Raw genomic sequence first — 15,440 nt, 5'->3', positions numbered from 1 at the left:
GCCCTGCCGAGACCAGCCGCAAAGGCTTTCTTCAGGGCAGATACCGATAGAGCCAGTCGCGAATGTCTTCGGGCAGCGCGACCGGCTCTCCCGTTTCACGGCTGCGGGTGGTCCAGGTGACTTCGAGCGAGGCAGCGGTCTCGCCGTCCCTGTCCATCTCGACCTCAAAGCCGATCGACTTGCCACCGATCTTGTCGACACGCACCCTGAGCTGCACGACGTCTCCCTCGCGTAGCGGCGTGATCAGCCGCAATTCCAGCTTCGACACGGCATAGACCGGCTCGTCTTCCAGCGGCGGGCGGTAGCGGAAGAAGTGCTGAAGGGCAGCTTCCGCGTGGGTGACATAGGCCGCCGTCTGCATCTCGCCAGTCGTGGCAATGTCACGATATGGCACGATCAGCTCACTCGTCTCGACGCGGTCGATCTCATCCATGGTATCGGTGGTCCCGGTTTTGCAAAGTTCTGTCTTCATCTAGCGGATTTGGGGTTGCGATCACAAGCAGTCGCCTGAAAAGGCGCAGACTGTGTCGAATGACCTGCCCGTGCGCGAATTTCGCGGATACGGTAGCGGCCATTCCCCCATACGGTGGAAGACCGGGACGTGCCGCATTATGTTCTGCCGGACACAAGGAATTTCAATCGATGACCACACGCCTTTACGAGAACCCGATTTTCCTCGAACACAACACGCCGCCCGGCCATCCCGAGCGTGCCGACCGGCTGCGCTCGCTTAACATTGCACTGGAACATCCCAATTTTGCAGCACTTGAGCGGATCGAAGCAAAGCAGGCCAATGAGGATGCGGTGACGCTTGCGCATCCAGAGGAGCATCTCTTCGCCGTGATGCGGCAGATCCCGGAAGAGGATGACCGGATCGTCCAGATCGAGGCCGACACCTATGCCTCGCAGAAGAGCCTGCAGATCGCCTTGACGGCGATTGGCGGCGCGCTTGCGGCAGTCGACGACGTCATGACGGGCAAGGCCGACAATGCCTTCGTCGCGGGGCGGCCGCCTGGCCACCATGCGGAAAAGTCAAAGGCGATGGGCTTTTGCCTTTTCAACACGATCGCGATTGCCGCCCGGCATGCACAGAAGGTCCATGGCGTGGAGCGGGTCGCGATCGTCGACTGGGATGTGCATCACGGCAATGGCACGCAGGACATCTTCTGGGACGATCCCTCCGTTCTCTTCTGCTCCACCCACCAGATGCCGCTCTATCCCGGCAGCGGCGCCAAGGATGAGACCGGCGCGCATCGCAATGTGGTCAATGCGCCACTCTCCCCCAATGTTGGCTCGGACCATTTCCGCGAGGCCTTCAAGAGCCGTGTCTTGCCGGCCCTTGTCGATTTCTCGCCGGATCTCATCCTGATCTCGGCCGGCTTCGACGCGCATCACCGCGATCCGCTGGCGCAGATCAACCTTGTTGGCGAAGATTTCGACTGGGCGACGGGGCGGCTGATGGAGCTCGCCGATCGTTTTGCCCATAACCGGGTCGTCAGCCTGCTCGAAGGCGGTTATGATCTTGAAGGGCTCGCCGAATCGGCCGGGCTGCATATTGCGAGACTGATGAAGGGTTGAGTATGTCCGACGCCGCCGTTACCACCGACCTCAGCGGTTATTCGTTCGAGAAGGCCGTGGCCGAGCTCGAAAGCATCGTTGCGCGGCTCGAACGTGGCGACGTGGCACTGGACGAATCCATCGCCATATATGAGCGTGGCGAGCTTCTGAAGAAGCATTGCGAAACCCTGCTCAACGCCGCCGAAAACCGCATCGAGAAGATCCGCCTCGACCGTACAGGAACACCTGTCGGAACGGAACCGCTCGACCGGTCATAAGTCACAGCGCGATCACGCCAGCGTGTTCGCAAGGTTGACGCTCATAACCCTCCCTCGCATTATCCGCGTGCCAACCACGCAAGGGAGGACAAAATGACTTTGTCTCGTACTAAAAACATTCTTTTCATCGGTGCACTGCTTGCATCCAGCGCCTTTACTTCGACCGCAGCCCGCTCGGAAGAATTCATTAACATTCTGACCGGCGGCACTTCGGGGGTTTACTATCCTCTCGGCGTCGCGCTCTCGAAAATCTACAGCGACAAGATCCCGGGCGTGCGCACGCAGGTTCAGGCGACCAAGGCTTCTGTCGAAAACCTCAACCTTCTGCAGCAGGGCAAGGGTGAACTCGGCTTCTCGCTCGGCGACAGCGTCAAGATGGCGGCTGAAGGCAATGCCGAAGCCGGCTTCCGCGGTCCGCTCGACAAGCTGCGCGGCATTGCCGCCATCTATCCGAACTACATCCAGATCATCGCCACCCAGGAATCGGGCGTTAAGACCGTTGCCGACCTGAAGGGCAAGAGCCTGTCGGTTGGTGCGGCAAAGTCCGGCACAGAACTGAATGCACGCGCCATCCTCGGCGCGACCGACATGGCTTACGAAGATCTCGGCAAGCTGGAATATCTGCCCTTCGCGGAATCGGTCGAACTGATCAAGAACCGCCAGCTGGACGCAACGCTGCAGTCTTCCGGTCTCGGCAATGCCTCGCTGAAGGACCTCTCGACGTCGCAGCCGATCACGGTCGTCGCCGTTCCGGCCGAAGTCGCGACAAAGCTCGGGTCGCCCTATGCTGCCGCGACGATCCCGGCCGGCACCTATGATGGCCAGACAGCAGACGTTCCGACGGTGACCGTCGGCAACTTCCTCATCACCCATGAAGGCGTGTCAGAGGAAACCGCCTACCAGATGACGAAGCTGCTGTTCGAGAATGTGCCGGCGCTCACCGCTGCCCATTCGGCTGCCAAGGACATCGACGTCAAAAAGGCCATCGAAGGCATGCCCGTACCCCTGCATCCGGGCGCCGAGCGCTACTACAAGGAAATCGGCATTCTGAAATAAGGCCGATCCGCGATCATCCATACCAGATGGTCGCAATCTTCTCCCCGCATGCGGGGAGAAGATCCTTTTTAAGACACCCGCATTCTTTAGATTATTTGTCGTGAATCTGGCAGGCGTAACCTCGATCTCTCGTGATGTTCGAGGTGAGCGAGACAGCGGCACATCCTGCCCCAGGAGATCCCATGAGCGAGACCCTCACTTCATCGAGCCAGAGCGCTCCCCAATCGGCCGAAGAAGCGATCGAAGGGTTGCCCTCCGGCTTCGGTACCGGTCTGGCGGGGCAAATTGCATTCGGCATCGCGCTGGCCTTTGCGCTATTCCAACTCTGGTCTGCCGCCTATGGCACGCTGCCGAGCCAGGTTGTTCGCGCTATGCATGTCGGGTTTCTGCTGCTTCTCGGCTTTTCCCTGTTTGCCAATCTCATTGCCAAGAGCATGGCCGGCAAGGTCTGGTTCTGGTCGCTCGGCATTCTCGGCTTCCTCACCGGCATCTACAACTGGGTGTTCTACGAAGACCTGCTCTTCCGCTCGGGCTTTCTTACCCATGTCGATCTCGCCGTTGGCTGCGTCATGGTCGTTCTGGTGTTTGAAGCTGCGCGGCGGCTTATGGGCATTCCGCTCACCATCATCTCCGCGATCTTCCTCGCCTATTGCTTCTTCGGACAGTATCTGCCCTCGCCGCTTTCGCATCGCGGTTATGATTTCGAGCTGATCGTCGAGCACTTCGCCTTCGGCACCGAAGGCATCTATGGCACGCCGATCTATGTCTCGGCCGCCTATATCTTCATCTTCGTCGTCTTCGCCGCTTTCCTTGAGCGGGCCGGCATGTTGAACCTGTTCAACGACTTCGCGCTTGGCCTCGTCGGCACCTGGAAGGGTGGCCCGGCCCAGGTCTGCATTCTCTCCTCTGCTCTCATGGGCACCATCTCCGGCTCGGGCGTTGCCAATGTGGTGGCGAGCGGCCAGTTCACCATTCCGCTGATGAAACGCTTCGGCTTCCGCTCCGCCTTTGCCGGCGGTGTCGAGGCGACCTCTTCCATGGGCGGGCAGATCATGCCGCCGGTCATGGGTGCCGTCGCCTTCATCATGGCCGAAACGCTGAACGTGCCCTACGCTGAAGTGGTGAAGGCCGCGCTTATTCCTGCCTTCCTCTACTTCGCCGTCTGCTTCTGGATGGTCTATCTCGAAGCCGGCAAGGCCGGCTTGAAGGGTCTTTCCAAGGCCGAACTGCCGAACCCCTGGGCCGCCGTCAAGGAACACTGGCCGCTCGTCCTTCCGCTGGGCGCGCTCGTCTACCTCCTGTTTGCAGGCTTCACACCGATCTTCGCTGGCACGATGGGCCTCGCACTCGTTGTCGTCCTCATCCTCGGCACACCGCTTGCAGCCCTTATCGGCCCGCTTGCCTTCCGCATCGTGTTCTGGCTGGTGCTCGGCCTTGCCTCGGCTGCCTTCCTCAAATTCGGCGTCAACGTGCTGGCCATCGTCATCATCGCGCTTGTCATCGCCTGCGCGCTGTTCAAGGGCGGGCGCGAGACGATTGCCATCTGCCGGGATTCGCTGGCGGAAGGGGCCAAGAACGCGCTGCCGGTCGGTATTGCCTGCGCCATCGTCGGCATCGTCATCGGCACGCTGACGCTCACCGGCATTGCCTCCACCTTCATCGGTGCTGTGATCGATATCGGTCGTGACAACCTCTTCCTGTCGCTGATCCTGACCATGATCACCTGCCTGGTGCTCGGCATGGGCATTCCGACAATCCCGAACTACATCATCACCTCGTCGCTGGCCGGTCCGGCCCTTCTGGAACTCGGCGTGCCGCTGCTGGTCAGCCACATGTTCGTCTTCTACTTCGGCATCATGGCGGACCTGACGCCGCCGGTCGCGCTGGCCGCCTTTGCGGCAGCACCGATGGCCAAGACCTCTGGCCTCAAGATCTCGCTGCAGGCGACCAAGCTTGCGACCGCCGGCTTCGTCGTGCCCTTCATGGCCGTCTATACGCCGGCGCTGATGCTGCAGGATGCCGGTCCGATGGCGGCTGCCTGGGGGTATCCGGTCGAGGTCATCTACGTCGTGTTCAAGGCCTGCTTCGGCATCGCGCTCTGGGGCATGGCCGTGGTCGGCTTCCTGTTCGGACGTCTCTCCATCATCGAACGGTTGATTGCCTTCGTCGCTGGTGTTGCCGTCGTGGTCGCCCTGCCATGGACGGATGAAGTCGGCTTTGCCCTCGGCATTGTGCTGATTGGCTTCCATTGGTGGAAAACCCGGACGGCAATCCCTGCCGCTCCCGGTCAATGAGCCTCTGCATTACACTTGCAGCAAAGGTCGTGATGGTTCCCGTCACGGCCTTTTCCTTGTCCTGGGTGCATTCGGTGGAGAAGATCGAATGGCGCGAGGATTGGGCGGTCACGCCAGCTGGTTTCGAACTCAAGATCGCCCGGGTCAAGGGCTCCGGCTCCGGCATGGAGCCTGGCGAAGGCGCCGTCTTCGAAGACGGCTGGTGGCGCTGGACACCAAGGGTGCCGCCCCTGCCCGCGATCAGGCTTGCGGCATCGGGCATGACACCGAGCGGCTGGACGCTTTGCTATGACGGCGGCTGCATGACGCTTGGCGAAACCGCTGGAAGCGATGCAACCCTTTACTCCTGCGTGACACCAGATACAGGTCGGACAACGGGCCACAATACGCCCTGACGGGACCCGCGCGGCATTGCCGGGCCGCGGCCATGCTTGCATGTGAGCGAGCTGAGCAGCCTTCGCGCCGCTTTTTCTAGCGGGGTTTCCGAGCTTAATTCGCCGACCCGCCATTTCTGCGAAAACGCAGCGACACGCCCAAAGATGGCAGATTCTACTTTTCCACGACGGTACTAGGTTGCTCAACAAACCGGATCGTTTGATTCATCCCATTGAGATCGCGCGCACAGACCGAAGTTTCTTCGGCTTGCCGGAAAATTTGACAGGGCGACATGGCTCACTGCAACTCCTTGAAGCATTTGCGAAATCTTCTTCTGGCAACGACTGTCGCCACCTCCGCGACAGGCCATTACGCGCTGGCACTGGACCCATCCGATATCGACACCGCCGTCACGGTCGACGCGACAAATCCTCAGCCCTGGGCCACATCAGACGACCTCGAAGTCGGCGTCAGCGGCACAGGCACGCTGACAATCGAGAATGGCGGCACGGCCAGCAATGCGAATGCCTATATCGGCTCCTCCAGCACCAGCATCGGCACCGTGACCGTGACCGGCACCGGTTCGTCATGGACCACATACCCCTTCCTTGTTGTCGGCGAAGAGGGGACCGGGACCTTGAACATCGAGAATGGCGGCTTTGCCAGCAGCGGCTTTGCGCATGTCGGCTCCGCCAGCGGCAGTATCGGCACCGCAACCGTCACAGGCAGTGGCTCGTCATGGGCCAGCGGCGATGCCCTGGTCATCGGCTATTCCGGCAATGGCATGCTGACGATTGCCGATGGCGGGACCGTGACCTCGGTCGAGACCTATCTCGGACACGAGATTGGCAGTGCCGGTAGCGCCCTGATCACGGGTGAAGGTTCGTCATTGAGCAATAGCGAGGATCTCCACGTTGGATATCACGGCAATGGCAGCATGACGATCGCCGATGGCGGCGATGTCAGCAGCCGGATGGGCTATATCGGGTTCTATGACGGCAGCGTCGGCACCATGCTGGTGACAGGAGAGAATTCCTCATGGACGAACCGTGGGCCGGCCTATGTTGGCGTGATGGGTAACGGTACCCTGACGATCGCCGATGGAGCAACCACCACGGTCATGACCGACCCGGTTTATACCGGCATGGAAGCCGTCCTCCTGGCGTATGGCAATAACGCGACCGGCACGCTGAACATCGGTGCTGCAGAGGGAGAAACGGCGGTGGCCGCGGGCATGCTTGTTGCGCCTTCGGTCGTCTTCGGCCCTGGCACAGGGACGCTGGTGTTCAACCACACTGACACAGATTACGACTTCACAGCGGCCCTCAAGACCACCGATGGCACCAGTTCGATCAAGCAGCTGGCCGGGTTCACGGAGCTTTCCGGGGACAGTTCCGCCTTCCACGGGACCACGTATGTCACCGGCGGCACGTTGGATGTCACCGGCAGCCTTGGTGGCACCATTGCCGTTTCCGGCACTGGCACGCTGAGCGGCACGGGAAGCATTGGCACGACGACAATCGCGAGCGGCGGTACGCTTTCACCCGGCGGGGCGAACACGATCGGCTCCCTCAGCGTGAATGGCGACCTGACATTCGAAACCGGCTCGACCTATGCGGTCGATCTTGCGGCTGCAGCGGGCGACCTGACAAATGCAACCGGCGACATCACCATCAATGGCGGCAGCATCAGCGTCAAAGCCCTGGATTCTCGCACCAGCTATACCGACGGACAGACCTACAGCATTCTCAACACGTCCGGCTCCCTGAACGGCACATTTGACGATGTCACCACTCAGTCGGCGTTTCTGGCGACGACGGCGAGCTATGATGCGAATCATGCCTATCTGACGGTCGACATCGCCAGCGACTTCACGTCCGTGGCAACAACAGCCAATCAGCTTTCGGTCGCACGCGCGCTCAACAGCCTTACGCAATCCGGTCCGTCGCTCTCGCTCTACAATGCCATGCTGGCTCTCAGCGCCGATGAAGCACGCACCGCCTACCAGCAACTCTCCGGTGACACCTATGCGACGGCACAGGCTTCGGTCCAGCAGACCGGGCGTGGCATCAACAACACGTTGAACAGCCATCTGCGTGGCATGACCTCTGGTGTCTCGACACCCACTCCCGTCCAGCCACTGGGCTATGCCGAGGACATGAATGGCAAGACTGTAAAAGACGCGCGTTTCGCCTCCTTCGAAGAAAAAGCGGAAAGCTTCGATGCACAACGCTTCTCCGGCTGGACGACCGGTTTTGGCTCCTGGGGCCGCGTTGACGGAACGGATGGCGGCCTTGAGACCTCGCTCGGCAATGGCGGCGTCCTGTTCGGCATCGACGGCCTCGTGACCGACGCCTGGCGCATTGGCGTGATGGGTGGCTACAGCCATTCGAGGTTCGATACCGAAACCAGCGATGGCGGCAGCAACAACTATCATGTCGGCCTCTATGGCACCGGGCAATGGGGCGCTTTGGCCCTGCGCTCCGGCGTCAGCTACACCTGGAGCAATGTCGATACCGCCCGTCAGGTCACCGCGCTTGGCCAGACATTGAACGGCAGCTACGATGCAAACAGCATCAATGCCTTCAGTGAGCTCGGCTACACGGTCAAAACCGGTCTTGCCACGTTCGAGCCCTTTGCCGGTCTGGCCTACAGCCATGCGACATCCGATGCTTTCAGCGAAACCGGCGGTTCAGCAGCGCTCAATGTCGAGGGCACGACAAACGACACAAGCTACACGACGCTGGGACTCAGGTCTTCGAAGGAATTGACCTTGCTCGGGACCGAGGCGGTGATCCGCGGCACCGCAGGCTGGATGCACGCTTTCGGCGATGTCGACCCCACATCCACAGCGCGCTTCGCGACCGGTGACAGTTTCACTGTATCGGGCACGCCCATCGATCAGAATACTGCCCTGCTGGAAGCGGGGCTCGACCTGAACTTTACCCCCTCTTCCACCCTCAGCCTCACCTATACCGGCCAGATCGGGAAGAATGCCCATGAAAACAGCGTGAGCGCAAAGTTGAAGATGCAATTCTGATGATATCCGGCAGGATCCGCCCGTGGTCCTGGCCGGCTTCGGCCTGCCAGATCTGAAGCAGAGGTGACGATGGCTCTGCGTAAAGACTGAACGCAGTGTCCATCCTCTCGACCGAGGTTGCGACTGGCCTCCCGAACCCTTGCAGCCTACAGTCTCCGCACCGAACATGCGGAGATTTTTCATGTCCTTCTTTCCCGGAAACGATCCGATCCCCGGCGACGCCTCTGCCTGCGACGCCGTTGAACAGCTGATCATCCCGCGCTCCAGCGATATCGGCGGCTTTGCCGTGCGCCGGGCGCTGCCGACCGTGCGCAGACGCCTGGTCGGTCCGTTCATCTTCTTCGATCGCATGGGGCCTGCCGTTCTGAAGGCCGGCGAAGCGCTGGATGTGAAGCCGCATCCGCATATCGGGCTATCCACCGTCACCTATCTCTTCGATGGCGAGATAAAGCATCGCGACAGCCTCGGCACGGAACTGGTGATCGCGCCCGGCGACATCAATCTGATGACGGCGGGGCGCGGCATCGTGCATTCGGAACGCACGCCGGAGAACCTACGCGGCCATCCACTGTCGATGTCGGGCCTGCAAACCTGGATCGCGCTGCCGGACCAGATGGAGGAGATCGACCCTGCCTTTGGCCACACAGCCAAATCCGAGCTGCCAATCTTCAACGATGGCGGTGCTTCGGGCCGTCTGGTCATCGGGGCGATGGGCGGGCTGCGCTCGCCGGTCAAAACCTATTCCGATACGCTTTATGTCGATCTGACACTTCAACCCGGTGCCAGCTTTCCCTTCGATGCCTCGGCAGAAGAGCGCGCGCTCTATGTGCTCTCCGGCGAAATCGAGATTGCCGGCGACCGGTTTGCCGCCGACCAGCTCCTGGTTTTCCGGCCCGGCGATGCAATCACGCTGATCGGCGGTGCGACTGGGTGTCACGTCATGCTGTTCGGCGGCGCGGCCATGGAAACCAAGAAACACATCTGGTGGAACTTCGTTTCTTCGTCGAAGGAGCGCATCGAACAGGCCAAAGAGGAGTGGAGAACCGGGCGTTTCGACATCGTGCCGGGGGATGAAGAGGAATTCGTGCCTTTGCCGGAAGGGCGATGAAGACTATATAGTTCTCCGGTGCCGAATATTTGCCCAGTTCGCGTGGGGATGCTATCGCGCACCCGAACGAATGGAAAAGGCAACCGCCCGTGACATCCCTGCCCGATACGCCGCTTTTGGACAAGGTCGCTGTTCCAGCAGACCTGAAGAGCATCGAGGACCGCGATCTGCCGCAGCTCGCCCGCGAGTTGCGCGACGAGATGATCGATGCGGTGTCGAAAACAGGCGGGCATCTGGGCGCAGGTCTCGGCGTGGTGGAGCTGACAATTGCCATCCACAAGGTGTTCAACACGCCCGATGACCGGCTGATCTTCGACGTCGGACACCAGTGCTATCCGCACAAGATTCTCACCGGCCGCCGCGACCGCATCCGCACACTGCGTCAGGAAGAGGGTCTGTCCGGCTTCACCAAGCGGGCCGAGAGCGAATACGACCCGTTCGGTGCCGCACACTCCTCCACCTCGATTTCTGCCGGCCTCGGCATGGCAGTTGCCGCCGAACTGTCGAAGACTGATCGCAAGGTGATCGCCGTGATCGGCGATGGCGCGATGTCGGCTGGCATGGCCTATGAGGCGCTCAACAATGCGGGCGCGCTCGACGCCCGTCTGATCGTCATCCTCAACGACAACGACATGTCGATCGCACCGCCAACGGGCGCGATGAGCGCCTATCTGGCGCGCCTTGCCTCCGGCCGCACCTACATGGGCATTCGCGATATCGGCAAAAAGCTGACCGCCTATCTCGGCAAGAGCGTCGACCGCGCGATCACGCGCGCCGTTGAACATGCGCGCGGTTACGTAACCGGCGGCACCATGTTCGAGGAGCTCGGTTTCTACCATATCGGCCCGATTGACGGGCATTCCTTCGAGCATCTTCTGCCCGTGCTGCGCAATGTCCGCGACAACCAGAAAGGCCCGGTGCTGATCCATGTCGTGACGCAGAAGGGCAAGGGCTACGCCCCGGCGGAAGCGGCTGCCGACAAGTATCACGGCGTCAACAAGTTCGACGTCATCACCGGCACGCAGGCGAAGGCCAAGCCGAATGCGCCCTCTTACACCGCCGTCTTCGGCGATGCGCTGGTCGAAGAGGCACGCCATGACGAGAAGATCGTCGGCATTACCGCCGCCATGCCCTCCGGCACCGGGCTCGACAAGCTGCAAAGCATCTTCCCCGAGCGCACCTTCGATGTCGGCATTGCCGAACAACATGCCGTGACCTTTGCCGCAGGCCTTGCCGCCGAAGGCTTCAAGCCTTTCTGCGCACTCTATTCGACCTTCCTGCAGCGCGGCTATGACCAGGTCGTCCACGATGTGGGCATTCAGGGCCTACCGGTCCGTTTTCCCATCGACCGCGCCGGCTTCGTCGGCGCCGACGGCCCGACCCATGCCGGCTCCTTCGACACCGGCTTCCTGGCCGCCCTGCCCGGCTTCGTGGTGATGGCAGCGGCTGACGAAGCGGAACTGAAGCATATGGTCCGCACCGCTGCGGCCTATGACGAAGGTCCGATCTCCTTCCGTTACCCGCGCGGCGAAGGCGTGGGCGTTCCCATGCCCGAACGCGGCGAAATCCTTGAAATCGGACGCGGTCGCGTGGTCAAGCAGGGCTCCAAGGTGGCGCTTCTTTCCTTCGGCACACGCCTTGCGGACTGTCTGCTCGCCGCCGAAGACCTCGACGCCGCGGGCCTCTCCACGACAGTTGCCGACGCCCGTTTCGCCAAGCCGCTCGACCATGACCTGATCCGCCAGCTGGCGCGCCACCACGCCGTGGTCGTGACCGTCGAAGAAGGCGCCGTCGGCGGCTTCGGATCGCAGGTCGTGCATTTCCTCGTCAACGAGGGCCTGCTCGACAACGGGCTGAAGGTTCGCTCGCTGGTCCTGCCCGATGTCTGGATGGACCAGGCCAAGCCGGAAACCATGTATGCCAAGGCAGGGCTTGATGCGGCAGGTATCCTGAAGACGGTGTTTGCAGCGCTCGGGCAGGACGTGCCCGGCGTGATTGCGGCGGGCTGAGCCACCTTCAGCTGCGAGATTGAAGTGTACGCCAAAACGGCGTACACTTGTGGCGAGACGTGAGGGCCGCCATCATGAGCACAGCCAAGGATATCAGCCAGACGAGGGAAGACCGTGCGACGGAGCGGATGCACTTTCGCACCAAGCCGCATGTCAAACAGGCGATCCAGCGCGCTGCTGCAATCAGCGGGGTCGATGAAACGGCTTTTGCGATGAATGCGGCCTATGCCTCGGCGCTCGCGACCATCGAAGCGCATGAACGGACACTTCTGCAACCGGTCGATCACGAAGCCTTCTTCGAAGCACTCGACAACCCGCGTTCCCCGACCGACGCCTTGCGAAATGCCTTCGCAAGCCACAAGTCGCGCGTCATCAGCAGATGAATGATGAGGGGCACTCGGTCATCATCGAGTTGCTCGATGCCGAGCGCCATGATCGGGACAACTTCTCCTGTGGTGTCGCGACCGTCGACAACTATTTCCGCAAGACGGCGAACAAGCTCGCCAAGGCCGGCAATGCGCGCGTCTACGTGATGACCTCTGAGAACGGCGATGTGGTGGGCTTCTATGCCCTCAATGCCCATTCTGTCGGCTTCACGGAACTCCCGTCTCGCTACGCCCGGGCCCGCCCATTCCACGGTGAGATCCCAGCTGCCTTCATTTCCATGATCGGCGTGGACCAGCGATATGCCGGACAAGGCTATGGCGCCGATCTGCTCGCTGACGCTTTGCTGCGGATCGTGCAGGCGGCGGATCGGATCGGCATTGCTGTTGTCATTCTGGACGTGCTGGATGACGGCAATACGGATCTCGTGCAGCGCCGAAAGGCCCTTTACCTGCGCTACGGTTTCGAGCCACTGCCGTCGAACCAACTCCGGCTATTCTTGCCGGTGGCATCAATACGCGAGACGTTGGCAGACCTCTGAACCTCAGGCCCCTCTCTGGACTTCCTTCAAACGCCTCGCTAGACCTCGCTCAGATCAGCGGGCGCTTGCACACGCCTCGGAGGCTCCATGCACACCGCACACACCACAGATATCGCACCAGACTTCGCGCCTGATTGGGCCGCGATTGCGGTGGTCATCCTTGGCGTCACGGCCTTTGCCGTCGGCCAGGGGCTAACGTATCCGCTGATAGCCCTGATCCTCGAAAGCCGGGGCGTGTCCTCGACCGTTGCAGGGCTCAATGCCGCTGTTTTTGCCCTTGGCCTTGCCTCCTCGACGCTGATGATCGGACCGCTGACGCAGGCCCTGCGCGGCGACCGGCTGATCGTTGCCTCCCTCCTCGGGGTTTCCGCAGCGCTTGCCACGTTTTCGGCTTTTGACAGTCTCGCCATATGGTTCGTCGCCCGCTTCCTGCTCGGCTTCTGCACAAGCATCATCTACACAGTCAGCGAAGCTTGGCTGAACACGGCCTGTCCGGACCGGCTGCGCGGCCGGGTATCGGGCGCCTATAGTGCGGGCATGTGCGGTGGCTTTGCCGCCGGGCCGCTTGCCATCCCCTTGATCGGCATCGATGACGGCTTCGCCTTTGCGCTGACCGCTGCCTATGTGGCGCTTGTGGCCTTTGCCTCGGTCATGCTCGGGCGCTATGCGAAGACCAAGCCGGAGGCTTCGGAAGCAGGCGGGCTGCTCACCTTCGTCAAGCTTGCCCCGATCCTGACGCTGATGGTCGTCGCCTTCGGCTTTTCGGATATCGCGGCGATCTCGATGATCCCGCTCTATTTCGTCGAGCGCGGCTACAGCCAGAATTTCGCGGCCTTTGTCGTCACCATGGTGGCGCTTCCGACGGCGCTGGCACAGCCCTTTGTCGGCTGGCTGCTCGACCGGGTATCGCGGCCTGTCATTGCCGTCTCTGGCTCGCTGATCGCGGCCATCGCCTTCCTGATGCTGCCGCTGATGACCTCGCAGGCGGGCTTGCTCATCACCATCTCGATCCTCGGGGCAGCCAGCTTCTCGCTTTACACGGCAGCGCTAACGCTGCTCGGCGAGCGTTTCCGTGGCAGCCTTCTCGTCTCCGGCAGCGCCGTCTTTGCGCTTGCCTATGCCATCGGCAGTGCGGCGGGCTCCGGCGCCACGGGCGTGACCATGGATCTCGTATCGGTTGATGCAGGACCGATATCCGTCGGGCTCGTCATGCTCCTCGTCACCGGCCTGTTCGGCGTCAATCTCCTGCGCATCCGCGCCGCGAAGGGCTGAGGACCATGCTGGAAACATCGCCGCCCGACATCTTCGACTGCCAGACCTGCGGTGCGTGCTGCGCCTATTCCGCCGACTGGCCGCGCTTTTCGCTGGAGACGGATGACGAGATCGCCGCCATTCCGGAAGCGATGATCGCCAAGGATGAGAGCGGGATGAAATTCGAGGCCGGGCGTTGTGCGGCCCTCACCGGCGAGGTTGGCAAACATGTTGGCTGTGCCGTCTATCTGGTGCGCCCGCATGTCTGTCGCACCTGCATGCCCGGCGACGAGGAGTGCAAGATCGCGCGCGCCGAATTCGGTTTTCCCATCGAAGGCCTGCCAGAGCCTGAGATTTACGAGGCCTGAGAACCTGGGGTTCAAGGCTTGGGAACGGTTATCGTGACCATGTCGGAGGTCAGCTCCCCGCCGATCTCGGCCGTCTTCGCCTTCTTGTCGTAGACGCAGATAGAACTCACGATAGCATCGGCCCCGAAGGCCTTGCCGGTCAGGATGGCGACGCCATAGTTTTCCGTGCCGAAGGGATCGACCACGACCTGGGGCGTCTCGATCCGCCCCTCTGCAAGGGTGGTGCATTTGGCGGCCACATCCTTGGCGAATTCGTCCCAGGCGTCCGATGAGGCTGCCAATGCCGGCATCGAAGCCCCGGACAAGAGGCAGATCGCGGTGATGAAGATGCGGATCGCGCTGGTCATCGGGCACCCTTGGCTAAGAGTTCGGTCCGCTCGAAGATTGTGCGGAAACCCGCCCTCTTCAAGTGCGAAAACGCAGGACAATTCTTTCGCATGCGGGTCTGATTTTGGAACTGTAGCGGTTGCCTCCTCCCGCTTCCGCACCTATGTTCCCGTCACCTGCCAAAACGCAATCTATTGCCAAGAGGAGATCTTACCATGGCCTTCGAATTGCCCGAACTGCCTTACGCCTATGACTCGCTTTCGCCGTTCATGTCGGCTGAAACCCTTGAGTTTCACCATGACAAGCATCACCAGGCCTATGTCACGAACGGCAACAATCTCCTGAAGGATTCCGGCCTCGAAGGCCTGTCGCTGGAAGAGATCGTCAAGCAGTCCTATGGCAAGAATGCCGGCCTGTTCAACAATGCCGGCCAGCACTACAACCACATCCACTTCTGGAACTGGATGAAGAAGGACGGCGGCGGAAACAAGCTGCCGGGCAAGCTTGCGGCTGCCATCGACAGCGATCTGGGCGGTTACGACAAGTTCAAGGCTGATTTCATCGCCGCCGGCACCACGCAGTTCGGCTCCGGCTGGGCCTGGCTCTCCGTCAAGGACGGCAAGCTTGAGATCTCCAAGACCCCGAACGGCGAAAGCCCGCTGATCCACGGTGCATCGCCGATCCTCGGCGTCGACGTGTGGGAACACTCCTACTACATCGATTACCGCAATGCCCGTCCGAAGTACCTCGAAGCCTTCGTCGACAGCCTGATCAACTGGGACTATGTCGCAGACATGTACGAGGCGGCAACGAAGTAAGACTTCGATGCCAATCTAATATTAGAAACGCCCG

15 protein-coding genes are annotated in these 15,440 nt (G+C 61.2%); 13 read left to right on the top strand and 2 right to left on the bottom strand.

Translation table 11 applies throughout. The annotated features are described in order from the left end of the window. Positions 1–31: 31 nt before the first annotated feature. Positions 32–433 (bottom strand): acyl-CoA thioesterase, encoded by a 402-nt coding sequence (locus ACSV9I_RS06570; protein WP_438327984.1) that lies wholly within the window; start codon positions 431–433, stop codon positions 32–34. A 209-nt stretch (positions 434–642) separates the two neighbouring features. On the opposite strand from ACSV9I_RS06570, the gene ACSV9I_RS06565 reads away from it, so the two are divergent. From ACSV9I_RS06565 to ACSV9I_RS06510, 12 genes are all read left to right on the top strand, one after another. Continuing rightward, complete coding sequence (locus tag ACSV9I_RS06565) at positions 643–1,578, top strand: histone deacetylase family protein (protein WP_054156596.1); 936 nt, start codon at positions 643–645, stop codon at positions 1,576–1,578. Positions 1,579–1,580: 2 nt separating this feature from the next. Further along, on the top strand, positions 1,581–1,835 hold the full coding sequence (locus ACSV9I_RS06560; RefSeq protein ID WP_438327982.1) for an exodeoxyribonuclease VII small subunit: 255 nt from the start codon (positions 1,581–1,583) through the stop codon (positions 1,833–1,835). Positions 1,836–1,928: 93 nt separating this feature from the next. After that, complete coding sequence (locus ACSV9I_RS06555; RefSeq protein ID WP_054156594.1) at positions 1,929–2,891, top strand: TAXI family TRAP transporter solute-binding subunit; 963 nt, start codon at positions 1,929–1,931, stop codon at positions 2,889–2,891. 182 nt (positions 2,892–3,073) lie between these two features. After that, positions 3,074–5,185 carry a TRAP transporter permease gene (locus ACSV9I_RS06550; RefSeq protein WP_438327981.1) on the top strand — a complete coding sequence of 704 codons (2,112 nt, stop codon included), beginning with the start codon at positions 3,074–3,076 and terminating at the stop codon, positions 5,183–5,185. 32 nt (positions 5,186–5,217) lie between these two features. Next, positions 5,218–5,580, top strand: coding sequence for a DUF1850 domain-containing protein (locus tag ACSV9I_RS06545; protein WP_438328532.1), 363 nt, complete (start codon positions 5,218–5,220; stop codon positions 5,578–5,580). Positions 5,581–5,852: 272 nt separating this feature from the next. Then, complete coding sequence (locus tag ACSV9I_RS06540) at positions 5,853–8,600, top strand: autotransporter outer membrane beta-barrel domain-containing protein (RefSeq protein WP_438327980.1); 2,748 nt, start codon at positions 5,853–5,855, stop codon at positions 8,598–8,600. Between the two features lie 181 nt (positions 8,601–8,781). Continuing rightward, positions 8,782–9,708, top strand: coding sequence for a pirin family protein (locus ACSV9I_RS06535; protein WP_438327979.1), 927 nt, complete (start codon positions 8,782–8,784; stop codon positions 9,706–9,708). A gap of 89 nt (positions 9,709–9,797) precedes the next feature. Beyond that, entirely contained in the window at positions 9,798–11,717 is a 1,920-nt protein-coding gene (dxs, locus tag ACSV9I_RS06530; protein ID WP_438327978.1) for a 1-deoxy-D-xylulose-5-phosphate synthase, read from the top strand. 74 nt (positions 11,718–11,791) lie between these two features. Beyond that, a complete protein-coding gene (locus ACSV9I_RS06525; protein WP_438327977.1) occupies positions 11,792–12,100 on the top strand; it encodes a DUF1778 domain-containing protein in 309 nt (102 codons plus the stop codon). Beyond that, complete coding sequence (locus tag ACSV9I_RS06520) at positions 12,097–12,642, top strand: GNAT family N-acetyltransferase (protein WP_438327976.1); 546 nt, start codon at positions 12,097–12,099, stop codon at positions 12,640–12,642. The genes ACSV9I_RS06525 and ACSV9I_RS06520 overlap by 4 nt, the downstream gene beginning before the upstream one ends. Positions 12,643–12,729: 87 nt before the next feature. Then, entirely contained in the window at positions 12,730–13,914 is a 1,185-nt protein-coding gene (locus ACSV9I_RS06515) for an MFS transporter (RefSeq protein ID WP_438327975.1), read from the top strand. Between the two features lie 5 nt (positions 13,915–13,919). Then, positions 13,920–14,261: a YkgJ family cysteine cluster protein gene (locus tag ACSV9I_RS06510; RefSeq protein WP_438327973.1), complete on the top strand. Its 342-nt coding sequence runs from the start codon at positions 13,920–13,922 to the stop codon at positions 14,259–14,261. A gap of 11 nt (positions 14,262–14,272) precedes the next feature. Here the strand turns inward: ACSV9I_RS06510 and ACSV9I_RS06505 are convergent, their stop codons facing one another. Then, entirely contained in the window at positions 14,273–14,608 is a 336-nt protein-coding gene (locus tag ACSV9I_RS06505; RefSeq protein ID WP_438327972.1) for a hypothetical protein, read from the bottom strand. A gap of 195 nt (positions 14,609–14,803) precedes the next feature. Here ACSV9I_RS06505 and ACSV9I_RS06500 point away from each other — a divergent pair, with 195 nt between their 5' ends. Continuing rightward, positions 14,804–15,406 carry a superoxide dismutase gene (locus ACSV9I_RS06500; protein WP_438327971.1) on the top strand — a complete coding sequence of 201 codons (603 nt, stop codon included), beginning with the start codon at positions 14,804–14,806 and terminating at the stop codon, positions 15,404–15,406. Positions 15,407–15,440 lie beyond the last annotated feature (34 nt).

This window comes from Rhizobium sp. G187 (assembly GCF_051549525.1).
GTDB lineage: Bacteria > Pseudomonadota > Alphaproteobacteria > Rhizobiales > Rhizobiaceae > Allorhizobium.
The sequence above is the reverse complement of the archived record's forward strand: the minus strand, read 5'-3'. Positions and strand labels throughout refer to the sequence as shown.